26 protein-coding genes are annotated in these 23,848 nt (G+C 67.8%); 8 read left to right on the forward strand and 18 right to left on the reverse strand.

Features of this window, described 5'->3' with window-relative positions; genetic code table 11:
• The first annotated feature begins 13 nt into the window (after positions 1 to 13).
• Positions 14 to 946 carry a DUF58 domain-containing protein gene (locus tag EEB19_RS19395; RefSeq protein WP_187588989.1) on the forward strand — a complete coding sequence of 311 codons (933 nt, stop codon included), beginning with the start codon at positions 14 to 16 and terminating at the stop codon, positions 944 to 946.
• Positions 947 to 989: 43 nt separating this feature from the next.
• A complete protein-coding gene (locus EEB19_RS19400; protein WP_187588990.1) occupies positions 990 to 1,934 on the forward strand; it encodes a VWA domain-containing protein in 945 nt (314 codons plus the stop codon).
• Positions 1,935 to 2,033: 99 nt separating this feature from the next.
• Here the strand turns inward: EEB19_RS19400 and EEB19_RS26755 are convergent, their stop codons facing one another.
• A complete protein-coding gene (locus EEB19_RS26755) occupies positions 2,034 to 2,192 on the reverse strand; it encodes a hypothetical protein (RefSeq protein ID WP_222929959.1) in 159 nt (52 codons plus the stop codon).
• On the opposite strand from EEB19_RS26755, the gene EEB19_RS19405 reads away from it, so the two are divergent.
• Positions 2,176 to 3,000, forward strand: a complete 825-nt coding sequence (locus EEB19_RS19405) for a S1C family serine protease (RefSeq protein WP_222929960.1) — start codon at positions 2,176 to 2,178, stop codon at positions 2,998 to 3,000. The genes EEB19_RS26755 and EEB19_RS19405 overlap by 17 nt on opposite strands.
• 40 nt (positions 3,001 to 3,040) lie before the next feature.
• Positions 3,041 to 3,481 carry a MarR family winged helix-turn-helix transcriptional regulator gene (locus EEB19_RS19410; protein WP_262365792.1) on the forward strand — a complete coding sequence of 147 codons (441 nt, stop codon included), beginning with the start codon at positions 3,041 to 3,043 and terminating at the stop codon, positions 3,479 to 3,481.
• On the opposite strand, the gene EEB19_RS19415 is transcribed toward EEB19_RS19410, so the two are convergent.
• The 16 genes from EEB19_RS19415 to EEB19_RS19490 all read right to left on the reverse strand — a co-directional run bounded on the left by EEB19_RS19415 (position 3,463) and on the right by EEB19_RS19490 (position 19,147).
• Positions 3,463 to 3,810 carry a rhodanese-like domain-containing protein gene (locus tag EEB19_RS19415; protein ID WP_187588992.1) on the reverse strand — a complete coding sequence of 116 codons (348 nt, stop codon included), beginning with the start codon at positions 3,808 to 3,810 and terminating at the stop codon, positions 3,463 to 3,465. The two genes, EEB19_RS19410 and EEB19_RS19415, sit on opposite strands and share 19 nt — an antisense overlap.
• A 346-nt stretch (positions 3,811 to 4,156) precedes the next feature.
• Positions 4,157 to 5,461: a competence/damage-inducible protein A gene (locus EEB19_RS19420; protein WP_187588993.1), complete on the reverse strand. Its 1,305-nt coding sequence runs from the start codon at positions 5,459 to 5,461 to the stop codon at positions 4,157 to 4,159.
• A gap of 57 nt (positions 5,462 to 5,518) precedes the next feature.
• Positions 5,519 to 6,322: an IclR family transcriptional regulator gene (locus EEB19_RS19425; RefSeq protein WP_262365794.1), complete on the reverse strand. Its 804-nt coding sequence runs from the start codon at positions 6,320 to 6,322 to the stop codon at positions 5,519 to 5,521.
• A 55-nt stretch (positions 6,323 to 6,377) separates the two neighbouring features.
• Entirely contained in the window at positions 6,378 to 7,562 is a 1,185-nt protein-coding gene (locus tag EEB19_RS19430; protein WP_187588994.1) for an aromatic ring-hydroxylating dioxygenase subunit alpha, read from the reverse strand.
• Positions 7,559 to 8,701: an N-methyl-L-tryptophan oxidase gene (gene solA / locus EEB19_RS19435; RefSeq protein WP_187588995.1), complete on the reverse strand. Its 1,143-nt coding sequence runs from the start codon at positions 8,699 to 8,701 to the stop codon at positions 7,559 to 7,561. Before solA ends, EEB19_RS19430 begins: the two co-directional genes overlap by 4 nt.
• Before the next feature lie 2 nt (positions 8,702 to 8,703).
• Positions 8,704 to 11,142 carry an FAD-dependent oxidoreductase gene (locus tag EEB19_RS19440; RefSeq protein WP_187588996.1) on the reverse strand — a complete coding sequence of 813 codons (2,439 nt, stop codon included), beginning with the start codon at positions 11,140 to 11,142 and terminating at the stop codon, positions 8,704 to 8,706.
• Positions 11,143 to 11,243: 101 nt separating this feature from the next.
• Positions 11,244 to 11,480: an acyl carrier protein gene (locus EEB19_RS19445; protein ID WP_262365795.1), complete on the reverse strand. Its 237-nt coding sequence runs from the start codon at positions 11,478 to 11,480 to the stop codon at positions 11,244 to 11,246.
• Positions 11,481 to 11,563: 83 nt separating this feature from the next.
• Positions 11,564 to 12,823, reverse strand: coding sequence for an MFS transporter (locus EEB19_RS19450; RefSeq protein WP_187588998.1), 1,260 nt, complete (start codon positions 12,821 to 12,823; stop codon positions 11,564 to 11,566).
• On the reverse strand, positions 12,820 to 13,461 hold the full coding sequence (locus EEB19_RS19455) for a GntR family transcriptional regulator (protein WP_187588999.1): 642 nt from the start codon (positions 13,459 to 13,461) through the stop codon (positions 12,820 to 12,822). Before EEB19_RS19455 ends, EEB19_RS19450 begins: the two co-directional genes overlap by 4 nt.
• Before the next feature lie 69 nt (positions 13,462 to 13,530).
• Complete coding sequence (locus tag EEB19_RS19460) at positions 13,531 to 14,388, reverse strand: LLM class flavin-dependent oxidoreductase (RefSeq protein ID WP_187589000.1); 858 nt, start codon at positions 14,386 to 14,388, stop codon at positions 13,531 to 13,533.
• A 181-nt stretch (positions 14,389 to 14,569) separates the two neighbouring features.
• A complete protein-coding gene (locus tag EEB19_RS19465; protein WP_187589001.1) occupies positions 14,570 to 14,809 on the reverse strand; it encodes a three-helix bundle dimerization domain-containing protein in 240 nt (79 codons plus the stop codon).
• 305 nt (positions 14,810 to 15,114) lie between these two features.
• On the reverse strand, positions 15,115 to 16,158 hold the full coding sequence (locus EEB19_RS19470; RefSeq protein WP_187589002.1) for an NAD(P)-dependent alcohol dehydrogenase: 1,044 nt from the start codon (positions 16,156 to 16,158) through the stop codon (positions 15,115 to 15,117).
• 142 nt (positions 16,159 to 16,300) lie between these two features.
• Entirely contained in the window at positions 16,301 to 16,702 is a 402-nt protein-coding gene (locus EEB19_RS19475; RefSeq protein ID WP_187589003.1) for a globin domain-containing protein, read from the reverse strand.
• Positions 16,699 to 16,923: a Sec-independent protein translocase subunit TatA gene (gene tatA / locus EEB19_RS19480; protein ID WP_187589004.1), complete on the reverse strand. Its 225-nt coding sequence runs from the start codon at positions 16,921 to 16,923 to the stop codon at positions 16,699 to 16,701. Before tatA ends, EEB19_RS19475 begins: the two co-directional genes overlap by 4 nt.
• 4 nt (positions 16,924 to 16,927) lie before the next feature.
• Positions 16,928 to 17,893 carry a cutinase family protein gene (locus EEB19_RS19485; RefSeq protein ID WP_187589005.1) on the reverse strand — a complete coding sequence of 322 codons (966 nt, stop codon included), beginning with the start codon at positions 17,891 to 17,893 and terminating at the stop codon, positions 16,928 to 16,930.
• A gap of 30 nt (positions 17,894 to 17,923) precedes the next feature.
• A complete protein-coding gene (locus tag EEB19_RS19490; protein ID WP_187589006.1) occupies positions 17,924 to 19,147 on the reverse strand; it encodes an oxygenase MpaB family protein in 1,224 nt (407 codons plus the stop codon).
• Between the two features lie 231 nt (positions 19,148 to 19,378).
• On the opposite strand from EEB19_RS19490, the gene EEB19_RS19495 reads away from it, so the two are divergent.
• The 3 genes from EEB19_RS19495 to EEB19_RS19505 all read left to right on the forward strand — a co-directional run bounded on the left by EEB19_RS19495 (position 19,379) and on the right by EEB19_RS19505 (position 21,359).
• On the forward strand, positions 19,379 to 20,080 hold the full coding sequence (locus EEB19_RS19495; protein ID WP_187589007.1) for a TetR/AcrR family transcriptional regulator: 702 nt from the start codon (positions 19,379 to 19,381) through the stop codon (positions 20,078 to 20,080).
• 140 nt (positions 20,081 to 20,220) lie between these two features.
• The gene (locus EEB19_RS19500; RefSeq protein ID WP_187589008.1) at positions 20,221 to 20,856 is read left to right on the forward strand and encodes a hypothetical protein; all 636 of its coding nucleotides are present in this window, start codon (positions 20,221 to 20,223) and stop codon (positions 20,854 to 20,856) included.
• A gap of 26 nt (positions 20,857 to 20,882) precedes the next feature.
• Positions 20,883 to 21,359 (forward strand): glutathione peroxidase, encoded by a 477-nt coding sequence (locus EEB19_RS19505; protein WP_187589009.1) that lies wholly within the window; start codon positions 20,883 to 20,885, stop codon positions 21,357 to 21,359.
• A gap of 17 nt (positions 21,360 to 21,376) precedes the next feature.
• On the opposite strand, the gene EEB19_RS19510 is transcribed toward EEB19_RS19505, so the two are convergent.
• On the reverse strand, positions 21,377 to 22,570 hold the full coding sequence (locus tag EEB19_RS19510; protein WP_316245479.1) for an ROK family protein: 1,194 nt from the start codon (positions 22,568 to 22,570) through the stop codon (positions 21,377 to 21,379).
• Positions 22,571 to 22,621: 51 nt separating this feature from the next.
• Between EEB19_RS19510 and EEB19_RS19515 the strand changes: the two genes are divergently transcribed.
• The gene (locus EEB19_RS19515) at positions 22,622 to 23,806 is read left to right on the forward strand and encodes an MFS transporter (protein ID WP_187589010.1); all 1,185 of its coding nucleotides are present in this window, start codon (positions 22,622 to 22,624) and stop codon (positions 23,804 to 23,806) included.
• The last annotated feature ends 42 nt before the right edge of the window (positions 23,807 to 23,848 follow it).

Raw genomic sequence — 23,848 nt, forward strand, 5'->3', positions numbered from 1 at the left:
GGCGGTGGACGCGATGACCGCGAATCCGTTCCGCTCCCTCGACATCGGACTGCGTCGTCGGCTCGACGGCCTCGTACCCGGCGACCACGAGGGCACACGGCTCGGTGTCGGGTCCGAACGCGAGGAGGTCGTGCGATATCAACCGGGCGACGACGTCCGGCGGATCGACTGGAACATCACCGCACGCTCGACCGAACTGCATGTGTGGCGTCCGCGCGCCGACAACCAACTCGACACCTGGGTGGTGCTGGACCTGTCGCCGAGCATGGCGTTCGGCACCGTGACCGGGGAGAAGCGGGATCTCGCCGCCCAGGTGGTCTGGGCGATGGGTGAACTCACCGAAGCCCCGGGCAACCGGATGGGGTTCGCAGTCCTGTCGCCTGACGGCATCACGTGGTCCCGGCCCGATCGAGCACGCTTCGCGGCCCGACGCTGCGCCCGGCTGCTCGACACGATCCACCACCGCGAGGGCTCGTCGACACCGCCGCTCGGCGACGCCCTCGACGAATTCGGTCGACGATATCGTCGAGCCGGGCTGCGGATCGTCGTCTCCGACTTCCTGGATCCGGACGGCCGGTCCGACGAGCCGTTCGACTGGCAGCGTCCGCTGCGGCACATGGCGGCCCGTCACGATGTGATCGCCGTCGAGGTCACCGACCCGCGGGAGGGCGATCTGCCCGACGTCGGGTCGGTCGTTCTCGTCGATCCCGAGTCCGGACGCCAACGCCATGTGTGGACCTCCGATCGCGATCTCCGACTTCGCTATCGCGCGGCCGCCGCCGAGCGACGCGACAACGTCCGGCGCGCCATCGTGAGTACAGGCGCCGAACACCTCACCGTCGATACCGGCCGTGACTGGATCCGCGACCTCGCCTCGTTCCTGCGCACCCGTCGCCGCACCTTGCGCACCGCCGGACGTGCCGGGCATCGCCCTCACCGCTCGTGAACGACATCCGCCCGAACGTCCGACCCGTGGAGGCCCCTGCGACATGACATTCCTGTTCCCGTGGGGACTGCTCGTCCTCATCCCGGTCGCCGTCGTGGCGGTGATGTACTTCGTGATGCTCCGCCGACGGCAGCGCTACGTCGTACGGTTCGCGTCACTTCCTCTGCTGGACACGGTGATGCCGGAACGGCCACGGTGGCGTCGACACCTGCCTGCGGCGCTGATGCTCGCCGCTCTAGCGCTGACCGGACTGGCCGTCGCACGACCGGAACTGCCCGTGCGGGTGCCCTACGAACGTGCCACCATCGTCGTCGCCATCGACACATCGGAATCGATGCGTGCGCGAGATGTGGATCCGGACCGGATGACCGCGGCCCTCGATGCGGCCGGCGACTTCATCGAGCAACTGCCCGATACGTTCAACGTCGGCGTCGTCACGTTCGCCGGGTCGACGACGGTGATCCACCCGCCCGACACCGATCACCCGGCTGCCCGACGCAGCCTGTCGATGGTCTCGACCGAGGCACGCACCGCCATCGGTGAGGGCGTGCTCACGTCGCTCGATCAGATTCGCAGCATCGTCGGGCCCGGGCAGGAGCAACTGCCCGCCCACATCGTGTTGCTGTCCGACGGCAGCAACACCAGCGGACGGTCGCCGTCGCTCGCCGCGGAGACGGCCGCCGACGCCGGGGTGCCGGTCTCGACGATCGCGTACGGCAGTGATTCGGGGACGCTCTACTCGGCGGGCTACTCGATTCCCGTTCCGGTCGACGCCGCGGCGCTGGCCGAACTGTCCGAGGCCACCGGCGGACGACCGTACGAGGCCGAGAGCAGCAATGAACTGCAGGACGTCTACCGCGAGATCGGGTCGTCGATCGGGTGGCGCACCGAGCAGCGCGAGGTGACACCGTTCGTCGCCGCGTTGGCTCTGTTGTTCGGCGTGATCGCGGCCGCATTCTCCCTTCGCTGGTTCTCCCGGATGATCTGAGGACACCCATCACATGACCCGCTCACCGTTCGACCTCGGCCGGCCCTCGGGACCGGACTTCGTCGTCCCCGATCAGGGGGTGCCGACTGTTTGGTCCCCTCAGGAACCGACACCGGAACCGACGCCCGGCCCGCCGTCACGTCCCGCGTTCGTGACCCCGTCCGCCCCGGGAACGGCGGCCACCTCGTCCGGGTCGTCCACCGCGCCACCGCGATGGTCGCCACCCACCCGGATAGGCGAGGTGTCCCAAGAGCCCACGGCCGGGCACCCCGGCGAGCACAGTGGTGACGCACGACCCGAAGAGCCTGTCGCCCCTCGACGTTCGGCTGGCCGGACCTCGCTGCTGGTCGTCGGATGCCTGCTCGCCGGTGCTGTCGCGGGTGGTGGGGCCGGGCTGATCGCCGGGAGCGTGTTCGCCCCGGACGACCCGTTCCGGTCGTCGGCCGTCGCGCCCGGCCAACCCGGTGGGACCGACGCTCGGGCGGCCGCGTCGACCCTCTTGCCGAGCGTCGTGCAGATCCGCGCCGGCGCCGCCCGGGGATCGGGTTTCGCCATCGACCCGGCCGGGCGCGTCCTGACCAATCACCACGTGATCGCCGGGGCGACGGCGGTCGAGGTGCAACTGGCCGACGGACGTGTCGTCGGCGGGCGGATCGTCGGCAGCGATCCGGCGAGCGACATCGCGGTCGTCGAGGTCACCGGGGCCACCGTGCCGTCGGCGGATCTGGGCGAGAGCACCGACCTGCGTATCGGTCAGGCGGTGATCGCCGTCGGGTCGCCGCTCGGGTTGTCGAGCACCGTGACCGCGGGCATCGTGAGCGCCGTCGACCGCCCGGCACGACTGTCCGGGCCGGGACGACCGGAACAGCCGATGGTGCAGACCGACGCCTCGATCAACCCCGGCAACTCGGGAGGTCCGCTCGCCGACCTCGAGGGGCGGGTCGTCGGCGTCAACACCGCGATCGCGACGGTCGGTGGTGCCGAATCCGGCAATATCGGTATCGGTTTCGCTGTGCCGATCGACCGTGCCCTGCGAATCGCGCGGACCATCATCGCCAACAACTGAAGATCCTCGACGACCAGAAGGTTTCAGTTAGGCTGCAGGCGTGAGTGAGGGAGCGGATCCGCCGGTGAGCACCGCCTTCCTGCTGATGGCGGTCGGCCGACGCATCCGCGATCGCATCGAACGAGCGCTCTCGTCTGAAGGCATTGCGCTGCGCCATGTCTCGGCTCTCGGGCACCTGTCGCGGACCCCGGGACTGTCCTACAGTGAGCTCGCGCGCCGGGCATCGGTCACGCCGCAGAGCATGCAGGCGACCCTGCGCACGCTCGAGGACCGGGGTGCCATCGAGCGGGCCGGCGAGGGCGGTCGCGGTCGCACGGCCACACTCACGATCACCGCCGAGGGGCGTCGGCTGCTCGACGTCGGTACGGCTGCGATCACCGCCGCCGACGACGAGATCGATGCCGCCCTCGACGACCGGTTCGCCGGCGAACTACGCATGAACCTGCTGTCGATGATGCGAGGTCAGGACACCGCGTTCTGAGTGCCCTCCAACGGCCCGCCGGCAGCCCGCCAGTCGATCAGGCCCTTGGTCATGTTCCGCGCCTCGAAACCGAACTCGATGAGCATGTTCGCCGCGCCGCCGGACCGCAGCCCGCCGGTGCAGAAGGTGATGATCAACGCGTCGTCGGGCAACTCGTCGCATCGGGAGGGCAGTTGTTCGAGGGGGATGTGGATCGAGCCCGGGATGTGGTTGCGGCGCCATTCGAAGTCGCGCCGGACGTCGAGGATCACGGCGCCCTGCCGGTGGAGTTCGAGTGCCTCGGTGGCCGTGACCGCCGGGGCGTGGCGGAGGTAGTGCCGGATTCCCATGAGTGCCGGACCTCTCTGCCGGCATCGGCCGGGCTGCTCGTCGGACGTCAGTTTCAGTCACACTGTAACTGACGTGCGGCGAGTGTCAACGCCGGTTCCGGAGGTCTGCACGAGGAGATCTGAGCGCAGCGATCGGGCGCCCGCATGAGAGTCACCAGAGCGAGGAGCAAAGTGGATAATCCACACGACGGCGCCCTGAGGTGACTCTCATGCGGTCCGCCGATCGAGACCACACAGCGAACAGGCAGGTGAACGGGCCATTCTCACCACGCCGTCGACGGCCTGCGCGAGCCGAACGGACCCGCGGCGTTCGCGAGGCCCGCGTGAGCTGGTCGCGTCCGGCGGGTCAGGACTCCTCGTTGCCGAGGAGGTCGGCGACGAGGTGCATCGCAGCCGTCGTCGACAGCGCACGAACCGTTGTCCGGTCGCCGGGGAAGCGGCGGGTGACGGTCACAGTCGGCCGCCCGGCGATCGCGACCCCGAAGCAGACGGTTCCGATCGGTTTGAGCTCGCTGCCGCCGCCGGGTCCGGCGATGCCGGTGGTCGAGACGGCGACGTCGGCGGCGAGGCGGGCGGCAGCACCCTCGGCCATCGCGGCCGCGACCTGCTCGCTCACCGCGCCGTGCTCGGCGATCATCTCGGCCGGTACGCCCAGGACATCGGTCTTCGCCTCGTTGGCATAGGAGATGACGCCACCGACGACGTAGGCCGACGAACCGGGCCGGTCGGTGAGTCGCGCGCCGATCAGACCTCCGGTGCACGACTCCGCGGTCGCGATCTGCCGCCCACCCAGGCGCTCGACGACGTGGTCGTCGATGGTCGATCCGTCGGTCGAGAAGATCTGCTGCCCATGGTGTTCGGCGATCAGCGTCGTCAGCTGGGCGTACGCCGGTGCGGTGTCGGAGGGGAAGCGGGTGACCATCTCTAGCTCGCCGCCACGCAGACAGGTGGTGATCTCGAGCGAATCGAAGCCGGTGACGCCAGCCTCCGCGGTCCGCAGCGTCTCCGCCAGGTCGGCTTCGGAGAGCCCATAGGCGCGGATGATCTCCTGACGGTGCTCCGTCCGCGCCGACAACGCGTCGAGCACGGGACGGCTCGACATGGCCGCCGGCCACATGGCCTGCAGTTCACGTGGCGGACCGGGCAGGACGAGCACGGCCGGTGTGCCGACCGAACCACTCTGCGCCCGACGTGCGGGCACGGCCATTCCCGGGGCCGTTCCGGTGGGCGGAATCGGTTGTGCCCCTTCGGGTACCTGCGCCTGCTTGCGGATGCCTGCCCGCAGGGCCGGGGTGTCGGTCCGGGTGTCGCCGCGCCTGCGTTGCCAGCGGGCGATGATCGCTGCGATGTCGGACTCGAGCTCCGGATCGAGATGCAGCGCGCGGCCGCAGAACTCGGCGACAGTGGCGACCGTGAGGTCGTCGGCGGTGGGGCCGAGGCCGCCGGTCGTGACGATCAGGTCGACCTGCTGGCCGGCGAGAAAGCGTAGTTGGGCGGTCAGATCGGCCGGCCGGTCACCGCAGATGGTGATGTGGGCGACGTCGACGCCCGATTCGAGCAGGGATCGCGCCACCCATGGTCCGTTCTGATCGGCCACCCTCCCGGACAACACCTCGGTTCCGGTGACCACGATCCCAGCGCGTACGTTCACCCGGCCGAGTGTATCGATGTCGGCCGACTCGGCCGCCGGGACTGACGATGACCGTCGTCAGCCGCGATAGCCGAGTCGCGCGCTGATCTCCTCGGCGGCGGCCGACGTCGCGTCGGCGATGTCGATGAACGCGACGGGATCGAGACGGTACGCCGGTCCGGAAACACTCAGCGCGGCAACGACACTGCCATCGGCGTCACGGACCGGTGATGCGACGGCGTTGAGACCGATCTCGAGTTCCTCACGCACGCCCGCCCAGCCTGTCGCACGCACCCGGTCGAGTTCGGCGTCGAGGCCGGCGAGATCGGTGATGGTGTGGGCGGTGAATCCTTCGAGGTCGGGGCCGATCAGGTCGTGGACGGCCTCGGGGCTCAGGCCCGACAGCAGAGCCTTGCCGCTCGACGTCGCGTGCGCGGGGCAGGTCTGCCCGACCCAGGTGCGCAGCGCGACCTCGGCGGGCCCGATCGCCTCGACCACGTTGATGATGCGGGGGCCGTCGAGGATCGCCACGTTGGTGGTCTCCCCGCTCGTCTGGGCGAGTTCGTCGCACACCGCCTGGCTGATCTTGGCGAGGTCGAGTCGAGCTGTCGTCGAACCGGCGAGGCGCACGATGGAGAACCCCAACTGGTATTTGCCGCGGCCGGAGAGTTGCTCGACGAAACCGCGGGCCTCCAGCACCGCGATCAGTCGCGACACCGTTGACTTGTGGACACCGAGTTCGACGGCGATCTCGCTGACTCCGGCGGTGCCCGCCCTGCCGATGATCTCGAGAACGGTCAGCGCCCGGTCGACGGATTGGACCGCGGCGACCGACTTCTCCCGTGTCGCGTTCTCCTGGGGTGCCATGACCTGGTCAAGCATAGTCATCTGCGCCCTCCGATCCGCTCAGGCCGGGCACCGCGGGGACGCTGACCAGTCACTTCTCGCTCGTCCGGGCGAGTCTTTCGAGGGTCCACGAGTGGAACTCGGCGATGTGATGTTCCGAGGGGACCAGGACGCCGCCGCGACGGTAGGCCCGGGAGGCCATCGCCGGCTGGGTCCGCTCACACGCGTCGAAGTCCTGTTCGTTCACGCGGTGGAACAACTCGGCGGACCGCTCGACGTCGCGTCCCTGCGCCACCACGTCGGGCATGTAGAGCCAGTCGCACTCGACGACTGTGCGGTCGGCGGCCATCGGATACATGCGGTGGACGATCACATGGTCGGGCACGAGGTTGATGAACACCGTCGGACGCACGGTGATCGCGTAGTACCGGCGGTCCTGCTCGGGGGTGACCCCGGGGATCGGCGTGAGACCCGAGCTGCCGTCGACGGTGAAACCCTCGACACCCTCGCCGAACTCCGCACCGTGGCCGACGTAGTACTGCGCGGCGAACCCTCCCGCGAATTCCGGTAGGACCTCGGTCAGTTCGGGATGGATGGTGGCGCAGTGATAGCACTCCATGAAGTTCTCGACGATCAGCTTCCAGTTGGCCGCGACGTCGTAGGTGATGCTCTTGCCGACGGCGAGTTCGTCGATGCGATAGTTGTCGATCGCGGTGCTGTCGCCGAGGCGCGCGGTGACCACATCCATCACGTCGTGTTCGAACGACGGCGGGTCGTCGGCGAGGCAGACCCACGCGTAGCCGAGCCATTCGCGGATCGCGACCTCGATCAGGCCGTACCGCCTGCGGTCGATCGCCTCACCGTCCTCGTCGGTGAGGCTGCCGAGATTCGGTGCGGCGAAGAGCTTTCCGTCGAGCCGGTAGGTCCAGGCGTGGTAGGGGCAGCGGAGACCCCGTGCTGCCGTCCCGGAGTCCTCGGTGCAGAGCATGGCGCCCCGGTGCCGACAGATGTTGAGGAAGGCGCGCAGTTCGCCGTCGCGGCCGCAGACGATCAGTACGCTCTCCCGTCCCACCTGCACCTTGCGGAAGGCGCCCGGTTTCGCGAGATCGGCGGTGCGCACGGCACACATCCACATCTCCTCGAAGATGTGCTGCTGCTCGGCGCGGAAGATGCCGGGATCGCAATAGTATTCGCCGGCCAGGGTGGGCAGCAGAGAGGACAGCGGGGGCTCATCCCGCCCGACGTCGGCAGCGGGCGAGTCGTCGAAGATCGTCATGCGGTCACCAATCGCTGTGGGTCGAAGAGTCCGATGGGGTGGGAGGTGGCGCCGGTGGTCGCCAGGTCGGCGAGCACCTCGCCGACGACGGGCACGAACTTGAACCCGTGGCCGGAGAAGCCGCACGCGACGGTCACATTCGTCAGCGTGCTCGGGCGGGCGATGACGAAGTGCTCGTCGGGGGTGTTCGAGTACATACAGGTGGCGGTGTGCACCGCGGGACCGGTCAGCGCGGGCAGCAGATCGCCGACGCGCTCACGCATCTCGTCGATCTCCCGCCCGGACACGGCGCGGTCGATGGTGTCGGGTGTACACTCCCGGCCCTTCCGGAAGAACGCCACCTTCACCCCGCCGGCCGGGCCGTCGATCGACGGGAATCCGTAGATCTGTGGTCCCCCGGCATGCTCGCTGATGAAGATCGGTTGCCGCTCGAACGGTTCGGTGCCGCCCTCGGGATCGAGCCAGTAGAGGACCTGACGCTCGACCGTGATCGGGATGCCGAGGTCGGTCAGCAGGTCTGGTGCCCATGCGCCGGGACAGATGACGAGCTGGCCGGCCGTGTACGTCCCCTCGGTGGTCGTCACCGTGACTCCCGAAGGGCCGTCGGACCATTCGACGACCTGCTCGCCGAAATGCAGCGTCGCACCGGCGCGTGCCGCGAGGTCGAGATGGGCCGCGACGGTCATCTCCGGCCGGGCGAAGCCGGCCTTCGCCTCGTACAGCGCGACGTCGCCGTCGGGGACGGAGAAGGCCGGGAACCGACGACGGACCTCGACGGCGTCGAGCATCTCGTGGGAGAGGTCCCACTCCTCGGCGGCGCGCCGGCTACCCGCGACCGTGAGGCAGTCCGGTGGCCCGAGGAAGAGGCCGCCGGTCATGCGGTAGACCTCGAGTCCGGTCGCGTCGGCGAGTTCCTGCCACAGTTCGTAGGCCCGCAACAGCAGTGGCACGTAGGCGGGATCCTCGAAGTAGGACTGGCGGATGATCCGCGACCCGCCGTGACTCGATCCGCGGTCGTGCGCGGGAGTGTACTTCTCGAGGCCGAGGACGCGCTGCCCACGCCGGGCGAGGTGATACGCGGCGGCACTGCCCATTCCGCCGAGACCGATGACGATCACGTCGAAGCTGGTGTCGTTCATCGTCATCTCCGGATCAGGGTCATGTCGGGATCCACGACAGGTTCCGCGTGGACCGCGGCCGTGTACGTCCGATCGAGGTAGGCGACGGTCACGGTCGCACCCGCCGGGATCGTCGCCGGTAGCCACGCGTAGGCGATACTGCGACCGATGGTCGCCGAATATGCTGCGCTGGTGACATATCCGCCGACGACGCCGTCGACGGCCACCGGCTCCTTGCCCAGCACGACGGCGGTGGGATCGTCGAACACGATGCTGCGCAGTGCCCGTGCGGGCTCGGGCGCGACGTCGAGCGCCGACTTCCCGATGAAGTCGCCCTTGCGTCGGCTCACCGCGAATCCGACGCCGGCCGCGTCCGGGAGGTGTTCTGAGGTCATGTCGGTCCCCCACGCCCGGTAGCCCTTCTCCATGCGCAGGCTGTTGAACGCGATGCGTCCCGCCGCGATCGCGCGGTGGGGACGCCCGGCGTCGAACAGCAGATCCCACAGGGCTGCACCGTATTCCGCGGAGGTGTAGATCTCCCAGCCGAGCTCACCGACATAGGAGACCCGGAGCATGGTGACCGGGATGCTGCCGAGGAACGTCTCGCATGCACGGAAATAGCCGAACGCCTCGTGCGAGATGTCGTCGGCGGTCAGGGGTGCGACGAGATCGCGGGCACGTGGCCCCCAGACGCCGACACAGCAGGTGCCGCCGGTGATGTCGCGAATGGTGACGTCGGCGTCGGGCGCATGACGGAGCATCCGGTCCAGATCGAGCGGACCGTTGGCGCCCACCTGAAATCGATCGTCCGCCAGCCGCGCGACGGTGAGATCGCTGAGGACGCCGCCGTTCTCGTCGAGCATCAGCGTGTACGTCACCGAGCCGACACGCTTGTCGACGTTGTTGGTCGTCAGGTGCTGCAGGAATGCGCAGGCTCCGGCGCCGGTGACCTCGAAGCGCGTCAGCGGCGTCATGTCGTAGAGGGCGACGTGGTCGCGGGTCCAGCGTGCCTCGGCGATCGAGATCGGGGACCAGAATCGTCCCGACCAGTCGTCGCGGTCGGGGAAAGTGACTCCGGCGGTGGAGAGTTCGTCGATCAAGACCTCGTTGTCGGCGTACCAGGCGGGCCGCTCCCAGCATCCTCCCTCGTAGAAGTACGCTCCGAGTTCCTGCTGCCGGTGGTGGAACGGGCTGACCCGCAGGTCTCGCGGCGCCGACCGGTACTGGTGCGGGTGGACGATGTCGTAGACCTCGACGAACGCCTGGGAACTCGTCGCCAGGATGAAGTCGGGGCTCGTCGCCGCCTCCTCGAACCGGTAGAGATCGCATTCGTGGACGTCGGTGGACGGTGCGCCGTCGACGATCCACTCGGCCATCGCCTTCGCCACCCCGGCCGAATGGGTCACCCAGACCGCCTCGGCAACCCAGAAGCCCGGCAGGTCACGGTGTTCGCCCATGATCGAGAAGCCGTCGGGGGTGAAGGAGAAGATGCCGTTGAAACCCTCCTCGACCTTGGTGTCCCCAAGGGTCGGAAGCAATGTCACGCTGTGCGTCCAGGCCTCGTCGAAGTCGGACTCGGTGAAAGGCAGCATCGACGGCATCGCCTCGTCGGCGGTGTCGGTGAGCAGGGTGTCCATGTCGACCGGCATCGGACGGTGCCCGTAGTAGCCGATGCCGAGTCGGTCGCCGTGCTCGCGGTAATAGAGGTCGTGGTCCTGATGGCGCAGGATCGGCATGCGCGCCTCGTCTCCGGAGAGACCCTCGCGACGGAGCTCGGCGACCTGCCCGGTCTTGGCGTACTGATGCGCCATCGGCACGAGGGGAACGGCGAGCCCGACCTGGTCACCGAGCCGGGCGCCCCAGAACCCCGCGGCGGAGACGACGACGTCGGCGTCGACGACCTCCCCCGATGCCGTGCGCACGCCGGCGACCCGGCCGCCACGTTCGACGATCTCGACGACCTCCTGCCCGCCGACGAAACGGGCACCGCGCTCGATCGCCCGTTCGGCCTGCACGGTCACCGCGCGGACCGCGCGCGCGAGCCCGTCGTCGGGGGTGTGGAAGCCGCCCTCGATCCGGTCGACGTCGAGCAAGGGGTTCAGGGCGGCGCACTCCTGCGGATCGAGCAGGGTTCCGCGTACGCCCCAGGACTGCGCCCAGCCGTGTTTGCGGTGCAGGTCGATCCAGCGATCCGGAGTCGCCGCGACCTCGAGTCCGCCCACTTGATCGAAGGCGTCGAGGCCGACGAACTTCTCGACGGTGTAGCGCGCGAACTCGGTCATCGTCTTCGACGGATTGGTCTGGAAGACGAGTCCGGGCGCGTGCGATGTCGACCCGCCCGTGGCGAACAGCGGACCGCGGTCGAGCACTGTCACGTCGGTGCATCCGCGTGCGGTCAGTTCGTCGGCGAGCGATGAGCCGACGATGCCGGCGCCGATGATGACGATGGTGGGCTGGACCATGAGAACCCCTGTTGCGTGATCGGCAACGAATGCGTGTTACGCAACAGAATGAGCGCGCGATGGGGCCCTGTCAACCGATGGGTGTCATCCGCGTGGCGCGATCAGCAGGCGACGCGGTGGATGTAGTCGACGATGTGATCGACGGTGACCAGCTTGTGGGTGTCGCGGTGCGGAATCCGGATGTCGAAGACCTCTTCGAGCTGCACCGTCAGGTCGATCGTCGAAATCGAGTCGAGGCCGTACTCCGACAGTTTCGTGGATGCGTCGAAGGCCGACGGCGGCAGCCACAGCACATCCGAGACGGCCTCCCGGACCAGCGGAAGCACATGCTCCTTCATCACGATGTCATCCTCCCCTGCCTCCCGGGACCGTCAGTCATCTGACTGTCGACCATGCGAGCGTAGTGGGGAAGCGGCCCCGATCACAACGGGTGTTGCGGGATGTGGGGCCGTGGGAGGTGTCGTCGGTAGCCGCGCAGCACGACGAGTGTCGACACGATCAGCAGTCCCACCAGGACGGAGAGTAACTGCATCGTGGTGAACGGTGGTGTCAGGGCGGCCAGGATCGTCGGGACGATGAATCCGAGGTAGGCGACGGCGTAGAAGATGCCAGTGAGCTTGGCCAACTCCGCGGGCGGGGCGATCCGCTGAACCTCGAGGAGTCCGGACACCAGGCCGATGCCGAAGCCGCCGCCGAACACCACGCTCGCGACGACGCCGACGACCCAGCTGTCTAGTCCGACCGCGGTCATCATCACCAGTAGTCCGACGATCAGGAGCGCCAGGGAGACGACGATGCCCCGCGCACTCGACGTCGAGTCGATGCGCTTGGCGAGCGGCTGCACGAGCGCCCCGGACACGAGCGCGATGACGCTGAGCGCGGTTGCGTAGGCCAATCCCAGATCGCCGGTGGCGTCGGACAGCAGAACGGGCTGGTATCCGTAGGAGAGTCCGCAGGCGATGAACAGCCATGGCCCGCAGACCAGGACGACCCGGAGGAATCGGCGATGGCGTGCGGACGGCCCTGCCATGCGCGTCCGCATCGGGGGTCGCTGCGTGCCGGCGAAGACCGTTTCGGGCGGTCGTCGGATCAGCCAGAGGAAGGGCAGCGCGACGGCCGCGTGGATCACATAGGGCAGGATCTCGGGCCACGGACCCCACTGCGCGATGCATCCGGCCACGAGTGCGCCGAGGGCGGAGCCGAGAGTGAAGGCCAGCGAGGCGCGTCGGGCGCCCGCGCCGTGGTCGGCGGTCGGATCGTACGGTGCCTGCGAGACCTCCTTGAGCCAGCTGGTCCCGACGGCCATGGCCGTGCCGACGGACATGCCCGACAGCAGCCGTCCGAGATAGATCGGCGCCGAACCGAATTCGCCGAGCGCGAGCAGCAGGCTGCCGGCCAGGCCGAAGATCACCGCGCACATCAGGGGGCGTCGGCGCCCGGAATGGTCGGACACCGCACCGGCGATCACGAGCGCGGGGGCGAGCCCCAGCACATAGATACCCAGGAACAAGGTGACCGTCGACGCCGAGTAGTGCTCGAGGTGTTGATAGAGGAGCAGCATGGGGCTGAACTGATTGCCCGACCACGCGCACACGAAGACGGTGCCGAAGACCAGTAACCACGGTCGGTCCCAACGCTTCTGGTCGGTCGTCTGCAGTCCGCTCCGCTCCCGCAGGCTCACAGCGCCCCCTGATAGCGGTTGAAGTGTGACGTCAGCATGGTCGCGAATCCCGCTTCGTCCCCGCTGCGCAGGCAGTCGGCGAGGATGCGGTGATCGGCATGTGACGCAGCCAGATTCGCGGGGTCGATCCTGAGCAGGAGGTTGCGCAGACGTTGTTGGCGGGTGCGCAGCTGCTCGTAGAAGTTGCGCGCGATGGGATTTCCGGAGGCCTCCACCATGAGTGCGTGGAACCCGTCGTCGGCCGTGACGAACCCGGCGACATCGCCGGCCTCGACCAGCGCTCCCTGCTCCTCCAGATTCTCCTCGAGCAGGGACGCGACGCGCTCCGACGGCCCGCCCGCCGCGAATACCTGGCCGGCCGCCGACGTCTCGATGCCTTTGCGCATCGCCAGCACGTCGGCCGCCTCCGACGGGGTCATCGGGATGACGATGGCACCCTTGCGCGACACCAACTCGAGGAGTTGTTCGGAACCGAGCCGGAGAAAGGCCTCGTGCACCGGTGTCCGACTGATGCCCAGCTGCTGTCCGATCGCACCTTCGCTCACCAACTGTCCGCCGGCGAGTTCGCCGCTCAGGATCGCCGACTTGGTGAAGTCGTACGCCTGTTCAGCGGCCACCGGTCCGCTCGTGGAGGTCATGGGCAGACACCCTACCCCTTGCATGCAAGCTTGCATGCAAGGGGCTCACGTGCGCGGTTGGGGACTGGTTCAGAGTGACCCGAGGCCGCGTGACACCACGGCCTCCAACACCTCGAGCGGTGCGCGGTAGGGCTCGGAGTCCCGGGGCCAGTGCACGATCACGTCGGTGAACGAGAGCTCCTCGGCGCGACCGACCATCTCGTCGAACAGATCCACACTCTCCAGTGCGTTGCGCGGCGAGGCATCGAGGCTGAGGTACCGCGGGACACCGCTTGCGCCGTCGGACAGTGCCTCGTCGAACGTGGCGACACTGCGGGCGACGCCGTCGAACCAGTCGTCGAGTGAGTCGGCGCCGGTTCCGGTGGTGATCCAGCCGTCGCCCGAGCGGGCCGCGAACCGCACGGACCGCGGACCGTTGCCTGCCAGGAGCAGCGGGACGCGGTCACGGACGTTCCCGCCGACGAGTCGCATGTCGCGTGCTCGGTAGTACTCGCCGTCCACCGAGACGTGATCGTTGCGCATCGTCTGATCGAGAATGTCGGCGAACTCCTGGAAACGGTCCACGCGCTGGCGGACGGTCAGGTCGGGTTGGCCGAGGATCGTGTCGTCGGGCGTGCCGCCGACGCCGAGCCCGAGGAGGAACCGCCCGCCGGAGATGTCGGCGAGCGTCTGCACCTCCCGGGAGAATGCGACGGGGTGTCGGAAATTGGGGGACACCACGAAGGCGCCCAACCCGATTCGCTCGGTCACTCCGGCGGCCGCGGTGAGGGTGGGGACGCACGAGAACCACTGCGAGTCGGGCAGTCCACCCCAGACGAGGTGGTCGTAGGTCCACGCGTGATCGAAACCCATCTCCTCGGCGCGCTGCCAGAGAGCGCGGGTCTGTGACCAGGGTCGATCAGGCAGGATGCAGATTCCGAAGCGCATGTCTGGACGGTACCCCGGTCTGCGCGCCCGTCGATCCCTCACGAGCCCGCTCGTGCCTCGCGGGCTCGAGGACCAGGATCAACCGGTCCCTGAGGAGCGAGAGGATCAGGATCAACCGGTCCCTGAGGAGCGAGCTTGCGAGCGTCACGAAGGGCGTCCACCCACCCGAAAGCCGGTGCGGCTACTCGCCGTGCGCGGGTGGCACCTCGGCTGGGTCGACCATCACATCACTCCCACCGAGTGCCTTGTTGGCGCGGCGCTCGACGAGGAGCGGGACGAAATCGCGGACGCGGATTCCCTCGAAATGCTGATGTGCGGTCTTCACCGCCAGTGCGACATCCTCGGGCCGTTTGTGGGAGTACAGACCGATCAGACGATCCTGCACCTGGCTGATCTGACGCAGCTCGTCATTCGCGTCCATGCCATCACGCTAGTCACGTGCGGGTCGGTGGGCCCGGCGCGGAGGATTCGTTCATCGAACGTTCACGGGGCCGAGACGTGGCCTCGACGCCAGGTGAGTCGTCCCGGTCACTGTCGTGACCGGGACGATCCAGCGTCGACACCACCCCCGGATCACCCGGGATCCCGGACCTGTCACGAAGGTGGTGTGTCCTCACCGATCGCGGGGGAGGGCAAGGCGATCCGTTCGGCGTCCGCGACACTACTGACCACGGTGGACCGCGAGTTTCCCAGCGGATGAACAGTCGGTGAATCGGCGCGGCGGCCTCAGCCGGGAACGACGACGGCACGCCCGCGGAGTTCGTTCGCGGCCAGCTTCCGGTAGGCCTCCACGCCGTCGTCGAGGGAGAACTCCTGGACCGCGACATCGAGGACTCCGTCGCGCGCGAGGTCGAGGACCTCGATCAGCTCGCTGCGAGAGCCCCAGTACGGCGTGCGAACCGAGACCTCGTAGGGCTGGGTCCAGAAGCCGACCTTTGCCGCCGCGACACCGTCGCCGATGCCGACGACGGTCACGTCACCCATCGTCCCGACGATCCCGAGGGCGGTGTCGATCGTGGGCTGGTAGCCGACGAAATCGAAGACGGCGGTGGCACCGTCCTTTCCGGTGATCTTCCGGACGTTGTCGACGGCGTCGTCGTCGCTGAGAACGGTCTCGTGCGCTCCGACCTCCCGGGCGAACGCCAGCTTCTCCTCGGTGACGTCGAGTGCGATGACGCGCGACGGGGTCAGGTGGCGCAACATCTGGATCGCGACGTGGCCGAGTCCGCCGGACCCGATGACGACGGCGGTGGTGCCACCGACGAGTTTGCTCAACGACGCCTTGATCGCGTGGTACGGGGTGAGGCCGGCGTCGGTCAGAGGAACCGTCCGGACGGGATCGAGGTCGCCGATCGGTACGAGATGGCGCGGGTCGTCGACGATCATGTATTCGGCCATGGCGCCGTCGACGCCGAGTCCGGGCGGCGTGATCTGCAACTCTGCCGCTCTGCTGCAATAGTTCTCGAGTCCGCGTGAACAGAAGTGGCAGACGCCGCATCCCCACGGGCCGTACACCGCCACCGCGGTGCCCTCGGCCACGCTGTCCACTCCGCCGCCCGTCTCCGCGACGACCCCGACGCCCTCATGGCCGAGCGTCATGGGAATCGGATAGGGAAAGCCTTCCGCGGGCATGTTCAGCACGAAATCGTCGGAATGGCAGGCCCCTGCGGCGGTCACCTTCAGCAGGACCTGTCCCGGCCCGGGGGTCGGGCGTTCCACTTCGCGGAGTTCTGGTTCGCTTCCGGGCTTGACGATCTGGATGGCCTTCATGCCTTCACACCTCTCAGTACGATCGCCCCCCTCACCTCCGTCCTACTCTCGTATCGCCCATCTCGCATGTGTTCTGTCGCCGACGACACATGTCGTCCTCAGCGCGATTTCCACGACCCACCGTGGGTCGGCGCGGGATGTCTCAGTCGGACGGATACCCGTCCATCATCAGCGAGGAGACCGCGGTGAGCGCTTCGGTCCATGCCTCGCTCATGTCCGGGGTCCACGACTCCCCGCCGATCTCGGCCATCGCGGCGATCATGCATTCGCCGACCGCGTCGTACATCGGTGGTGTGACGCCCATGTCGGCGTGACGCCGACCCAGCGAGCCCAGATTCGACGACAGCCATTCGTTGCTGTCGAGGTGATCGAGAACCGAAATGATCGCGGTGCGCAGCATGTCGGCCTGAGTTGTGATGTCGCGCCGGAACATCGGCTGCACCTCGGGATGGCGATCGAACAGGATCTCGTAGAACCGGAGTGTCAGGCCGTCGTCGGGGAGGTCGACGATGGCCAGACTCTCTTCGAGGAGTTGCTTGTTCATCGGCGCTCGGTCGAGTCGCGCGCGATGGACCGGGTGTCGTCGCGTTCGGCTCGATCGTCCCGATCGACCCGCTCGGGCTCGTTGAGTTCCGCGACCTCGGACTTGAAGACCCGCAGCGAGCGGCCGATCCCGCGGGCCGCGTCGGGCAGGCGTTGCGCGCCGAACAGGATCACGAAAACCAGTGCGACGATGACGATGTGCCAGGGTTGAAGGGCTCCCATGGTGTCACTCCTTGTCAGAGGGTTGGCGTGTGGCTGATGACGGGGCGGCCGGTGACGGAACGGATGACGGTGGGGCAGAGGCGAGTCGGGCGAGGAACTCGTGTGCCCACCGGACCGCCGTGATGCCGGGCCGGACCTCGAAGTCCCCGTAATCGGTGTGGGCCCCGGATTGGATGAACCGATTGAAGACGATGATCTGTTGTCGGGCGCGTTGATTGCTGACCTCACGTCCGACCGCGCCGATGCCTCCCTGCGTGAGCATCTCGTCGAGGATGGCGCCGGCCTCGGCCTGGTACTGGTTCATCTGACTGGGCGTCGGATCGCTGGTCTCGGCGAGATACCCGACGATGCGTGTCACGTATGACTCGCGAGGAGTGTTGCAGTACAGGTCTTTCGGCGCACAGATGGTGTAGGTGCGAGCACTGAGCCGGCCCATGCCGGTCAGCCGCGGGCCGCCGCTGCCCTGTCCGGTGACCGAAGGACCGATGAGGGTGTCCCGCCGGGAACGTCGTGGGTCGGAGATCAGTACGACCCCGGCGACCTGATCGGGTCGGATCGCCGCACGGCCGGTGCCGATCTCGGCCGCGACGTCCCCGGCCGCGTCGGCGCCCTGGCTGTATCCGGTGAACGCGACCTTGGTGTGGGGACACCTGCGCAGCATCATCGTCGCCAGACCGGTGGCGTTGGCCACCGCTTGGGCCTTGGACCGACCGTAGATCGCCTTCTCCCAGGGGAATGCGGTGGCGTCGTATCCCACATACGTCGACCGGCTGCGAGGTCCCAGACCATCGGTGACCTCGCGGAGGATGCCGGGTTCGGCGATGTCGGCCCACGTGCCCGGGATCGCCAGGACGTACAGGTCGGGACAGGGTTGACGAAGTGTCGGCAGGGGCGCTGCCGCCGCGGTGGACGGGACGGAGAGTCCCACCACCGCGACGACGAGCGCCACGAGCCACGTGCGCATGGACATGGATCGCCCGTTCGTGCGCGTGCCGCGGAATCAGTTGTAGTGCGGGTTGTTCAGCACCGGGATCTCGATGTTGATCGGCATCCGCAGTTCGGACATGTAGAAGAGGACGAACTGGCGTAGGAACTCGTCGAACAGCCAGTACGCCTCCTTGGGCATGCCGACGTTGAGCAGTCCCTCCCGCACGAGGACGTACGGGCCCCAAGCGGTCTCGAGCAGCGGACTCCACACGGGTTCGCGCGGGATCGCGTACCAGTCGGCGACCTTGTCGCCCAACATGAATCGGGTGAGCGCGCCGAGGACACCGCGCGACAGCAGACTCAGGTCGAGGTTCATGCCCAGGTCGAGCAGGACGTCGGCGAGCTTCTTGCCCTCGGGTGTCGGTGCGAGGATCGGATCGAGCACCTGTTTCGCCTGAGAGTCGGCCTGATTCCACGAGGCGGGGATGTACTGGTCCTCCACGCCGAGCATGGCGGCGCTGACCTGCCACGAATGCAGAAAGCCCGCCGATTCGTCGGCAGCGATCGGCACGTTCCACTTGTCGAGCATCCGCATCACGGTGGTCGGCAGGCTGTGCCAGGTGACCATGATGTCGGCCTGGCTGATCGGCTTCTTCTCCGGCGCGGAATGCACCCACCACGGCGACTGCGGGAGGAGGTGACGCACGGCCGCATGCGCCAAACGCGTCTTCACGCAGGTGACGACCATCTCGCCGTCGGGGCGGTACGCGTTCAGCGAGCCGATGTCGTAGCCGAGTTTCGCGGTCTTGGTGATGCGGTCCTTCATGTCCGCACCGCCCTTGGAGTAATAGACCGCGCGGGCCTCCTTGGGGATGACCGTGCTCATCATGCCGCTCGCGAACCCGTAGAGCACACCGAGGTAGGTGCCGCGTTTCTGGTTGAAGCGCACCGCCGTCTCGAGTTTGCCGCGATCCGTCCACGCCGGCAGTTGCCGGGCATGTTCCATGAAGTCCCGCAGGTCATTGGGCAAACCGGCCGGCAGCGGTTGCCCGTTCTTCGTCCAGGAACGCAGGATGCGGTTGACCTTCGGGACCTCACCCCGGTCCAGAAGCGCCGCCACGACCGGATCGGCATCCACGTCCCAGACACCCCTCGGGTCTGCGCCGCTGCCGGTCCCCGGTACCGAACCCGCTGGTGACCATGTCCACGGTGTTGACGGCGCGACCGCTGCGATCGCTCCCGCCGCCCCTACCGTGCCCCCGACCTTCAACAGATTTCGCCTGCTCAGATTCTCCATCTCACTTCTCCCGTCTATCGCCACCCGACTCGATGACGCGATGAAACAAAAGCTGTATCGCTGTTACATAGGTCTAGCACGTAGTGATTCTGAACACACGCGTTTTCTGATGATTGATCGGCGGCGCGGTATGCTTCGCGCACGAACGGCCGGGGAATCGAACGGCGAGGGGATCGAGTGGAATCAGGTCATGCCGCCACGGCGCCGGGAGCGGAGCGAGCGGGCCGATCGATGCCGGCGCCGGGAGCGGAGCGAGCGGGCGCGACTGACGCGGCATCCTCGCTGCCGTCACGATCATTGCTCGAACGCGCGTACGTCGCCGTCATCGGAGGCGACGTGACCGAGCCGGACGACGATCCGACGAGGACCAAACTGCTCGATGCCGCATTCGACCAGTTCTGCCGCATGGGCATCCAGCGGTCTTCGATGGAAGAGGTCGCGCGACGCGCGGGGTTGTCGCGGATCACGATCTACCGCAAGTTCGCCACGAAGGACGACCTCGTCGAACAGGTCATCTTGCGCGAGTTCCGTCGTTACTTTCTTCGGTTCCTCGCCGACATCAGGAACGCCGACACCGCAGCCGAGCGGGTGGTGTTCGGATTCGTCAGCTCGCTACGGTCGATCCTCGGCAACCCGCTCATCGGCGGTCTGATCGAGACCGAACCATCCCTGCTCGCAGGTTCGATCGGTGCCGACGACGGCCGGATGCTCGTCGCGGTACGACAGTTCGTCGCCGAGCAACTCCGGAGTGAGCAGCGGGCAGGCAACATCGCCGCCGAACTCGACACGGAGCTGACCGCCGAGGTGATGGTCCGGATCTCGAACTCCTTTCTCACCGTTCCCAGTCAGTTGATCGACGTGCATGACGACGATCAGCTCGCTGCTGTCGCCCGGCAGTATCTCGTGCCCATGCTGGAGCCGCACCTGTCGTGAGTCGTCGCGACCACGTCGAGTCAGGGGAAGTCGTGATCACACGCACGAGGTCGGTCGTTGTCGCTGCAGTGCTTGTGGTCGTCGGAATCATTTGTGGTGCTGCACCTTCCGCTGATGCTGCGCCATGGGGAACCGTCGCGGTGACCGCCGACGTCGCGGACTGCCGCGGTGAGCAGGGCGCGCTCGAGAACGTGTCCTGCGCGGTCGCGCTCACCCACGAGTGGCTTCGGCACACCGGTCGCTCCTCGGTGGTGCGCGAGACGGTGCGGGTCTCGAATCCGGCGGCCGGAGTGTCGTGGAATCCTCGCAACAGTGATGTGTGCGTGTATGCCGAACTCGGGACGCTGCTGGCTCTGGGGCTGCACCACTGCAACGCGGTCACCTTCTACAACCCGACCTCGGATGCGGAGTTGATCCGTACGCGTAGTCGGGCGGTGACGACCTTCGCCCACGAGTCGAGCCACGGGGTGCAGGAGTCCGCGGGACTGAAACCGGTGTCGGCGACGATCGCGGCGCTGGCCGTCGGGCGCACCGCGGAGATCCGGACGATGGAACTCGCGAGCGACTGCTGGTCGGGGGCCGCGTGGACGTGGCTTGTCGGACAGGGTCACCTGACCGCTGCGGATCGCGCCGAGGCCGTCGCGTTCATGTACGCCCTGCCCGCTGATCGGCCGACGCACGGGAGCGGCCAGGAGCGCGGCAGGGCGTTCGAACGTGGCATCGTCGACGGTGTTGCCGCGTGCAATCACATACTGGGACGGCCGGTCTATACGTGACCGGCACACATTCGAGGGGATGACCGATGACCACCGCCTACGACTTCACCGCCGACGACATCGACGGCACACCGGTTCAGCTGTCGGAGTACGCGGGTCTTCCGCTGCTCATCGTCAACACCGCGTCGAAGTGCGGGTTCACCCCGCAGTACCAGGGCCTCGAAGCGCTCTACCGGGACCACTCGGAGCAGGGGCTGCGTGTCCTCGGGTTCCCGTGTGATCAGTTCGCCCATCAGGAACCGGGTGACGCCGACGAGATCAAGAACTTCTGCTCGCTCACCTACGACGTCACCTTCCCGATGTTCGCGAAGATCGACGTCAACGGGCCCGACGCACATCCGTTGTTCGCCTGGCTGCGCTCGGAGAAGAGTGGTGTGCTCGGCGGACGGATCAAGTGGAATTTCACCAAGTTCCTCGTCGGTCGAGACGGCCAGGTCGTCGAGCGTTTCGCGCCGACGACGAAGCCGGAGAAGATGACCGGGGCCATCGCCAAGGTGTTGTAGACCGCCGAGCCGGTGGGCTATGGCCTGCGGTCCGCCCACTCGGCGATGGCGTCGACGGTGGTGATGTGGTCGACGCCGCGCAGCGCTGCGCCGTGCAGCGGGCCGTCGTCGCCGTGGATGCCGTCGACGATCTCGGGTGGCAGGTGCTTGCGGAACGACATGAGACCTCCGCGGTAGGCGGTGTCGAAGTGTTCGGGCGCCGCGGCCCGTAGCGGCACCGCGAGGCCGCCGAGGGTGACCATGTCGGGGTCGTGGATGTTGACCAGTCCCGCGATGCCGCGGCCGAGCGAGCTGCCGACCCGGTCGAAGGCTTTCTGGGTTGCGGGATCGTCATCCGTGCGCCGCGTGTCGAGGAGTTCGTAGGTGTAGCGCAGCGGGTTGTCCGGTGGCGGATCGCCGCGATGTCTCGCGAGGGCGCGTCCGTCGACGGTGAGATCCCAACAGCCATGTGCGCCACAGGGACACAGTTGCGTGGGATCGCCGAAGGGCACGTGCCCGTACTCGCCGGCACCGCCATGGGCGCCGATCACCGGTACGCCCTCGACGACGAGTGCGCCACCGAGGCCGACGGCGATGATGAGGTGCAGCGCCGTGCCGACGCCGCGGGCGGAACCGGTGCGGGCCTCGGCCAGCCCGGCCAGCGTCGCGTCGTTGCCGACCAGTACCGGCGGGGCCGTGGGCGACTCGTGGGCGACCAGAGCGGACAGATCGACGTCATGCCAGTCGAGCGGCGTGAACTGGACCAGGCGGTCATCGCGGACCGCGCCGGCGACCGAGACGGACACGGCTCGAATCCGGTCACCCTCGCGCCGGCGGATGTCGTCGACGACACCGGAGATCTCGGCGAGGACGGGACCCGGCCGAGAACTCAGACGCGAGCCGACCTGCTCGACGTGGGGCTCGGCGTCGATGGCGGCGGTCGCCACGCGCCATCCGGTCAGACTCAGTTCGACGGCGATGACCAGCGGGCCGGCCGGATGGGCGTGCAGGACGGTCGTCGGGCGGCCGCGACCCTGGGCGGGGGCGGGACTCTCGTCGAGCAGGTCGACGCGCCGCATGCGAGCCAGCAGTTCGGTCGCGGCGCCGCTGCGGATTCCCAAATCCTGCGCCGCTGAGGCTCGGGTGACGCCGGGGTGCGCGCGCACGATCTCGATCAGACGTGCCGCCGTCAACCAACGTCCGGCACTCGGACCGGTGGACGGGATGGACACCAGGTCATTTTTGCATTTCCAATAAACTCGGCTCACGAGTATATTCGTGTGATGCTCACGACCAGCACCGATGTCACCGATACCCGGCAGGGGGTTCGGCAGAGCGCTCCTGCGCTCCTCACCTTGGCGATTGCCGGCTTCCTCGCGGTGACCACGGAGATGCTTCCGGTCGGTCTGCTCCCCGCCATCGGGGATGCGTTCGGCGTGGCGGACTCGGTCACCGGGCTGCTCATCACGGTCTTCGCCGTGATGGTCGCCGTGTTCGCGGTGCCGCTGACCATCGCCACCAAGCGGATCGCGCGCAAGCGGCTGATTCTCGTCACCGTGGTCGGCTACCTGATCAGCAATCTCATGATCGCCGCCGCCCCGGGTTTCGCGATCGTCGCCGCCGGACGCGTGGTCGGCGGCCTGTCGCATGCATTGTTCTTCTCGGTGTGTATCGGCTACGTCCCGCGACTGGTCGAGCACGGACAGGTCGGCCGCGGTCTCGCCGTCGTCGCCGGCGGCACCACCGCGGGCTTCGTGCTGGGTGTACCGCTCTCGACGGCCCTGGGGTCGGCGATCGGATGGCGTAACGCATTCGCGGTGCTCGCCGGTGTCGCGGTGGTGGCGCTCGTGCTGATCGCCCGGTTCCTTCCGGCGGTCAGCGGAGCCCCGGCCGGCCGACGGATCGACAAGGGCAGCGCACGCGCCGATCTCGGCGTCGTCGTCGCGTCGAACACGCTGACGTTCATCGGTCAGTACACCATGTACACCTACATCAGCGTCGTGCTGTTGACCGCTGGAGCACAGGAGTCCTGGATCGGCCCGTTGTTGCTGTTGTGTGGCCTGTGCGGCCTGGTCGGTCTGGCCTGCGTGGGCAGGACCATCGATCGTCGTCCGCGGACAACGGTTCTCACGGTTCTCGCGCTCCTGGCCGCCACGATCCTGGCCGTGGGGTTGTCCCACGAGTGGCTGATCGTGCTGGTGGTCGCCGTCGCGTTGTGGAACGGACTGTTCGGCGGGGTGCCGTCGATCTATCAGTCCGCGGCGGTGCGTGCACTGACCGACGCCCCCGAGGTCGCCGGCGCCTGGATCAACTCGACCTCCAATGCCGGGATCGCACTGGGAGCGCTGCTCGGCGGAGCGTTGCTTCCGGCCGGTTCTGCGACGCTGTATCTGGCGTGTGTCGGATCGGCATTCGTGGTGGCGGGACTGGTGGTCGCGGTCCTCGGCAGGCGGGCGTTCCCGGGTTGAGCGTCCCGGGCCGGCGGACGACCGGAGACGAATCGGCACCCG

This window comes from Gordonia sp. OPL2 (assembly GCF_003797825.1).
Lineage (GTDB): Bacteria > Actinomycetota > Actinomycetes > Mycobacteriales > Mycobacteriaceae > Gordonia.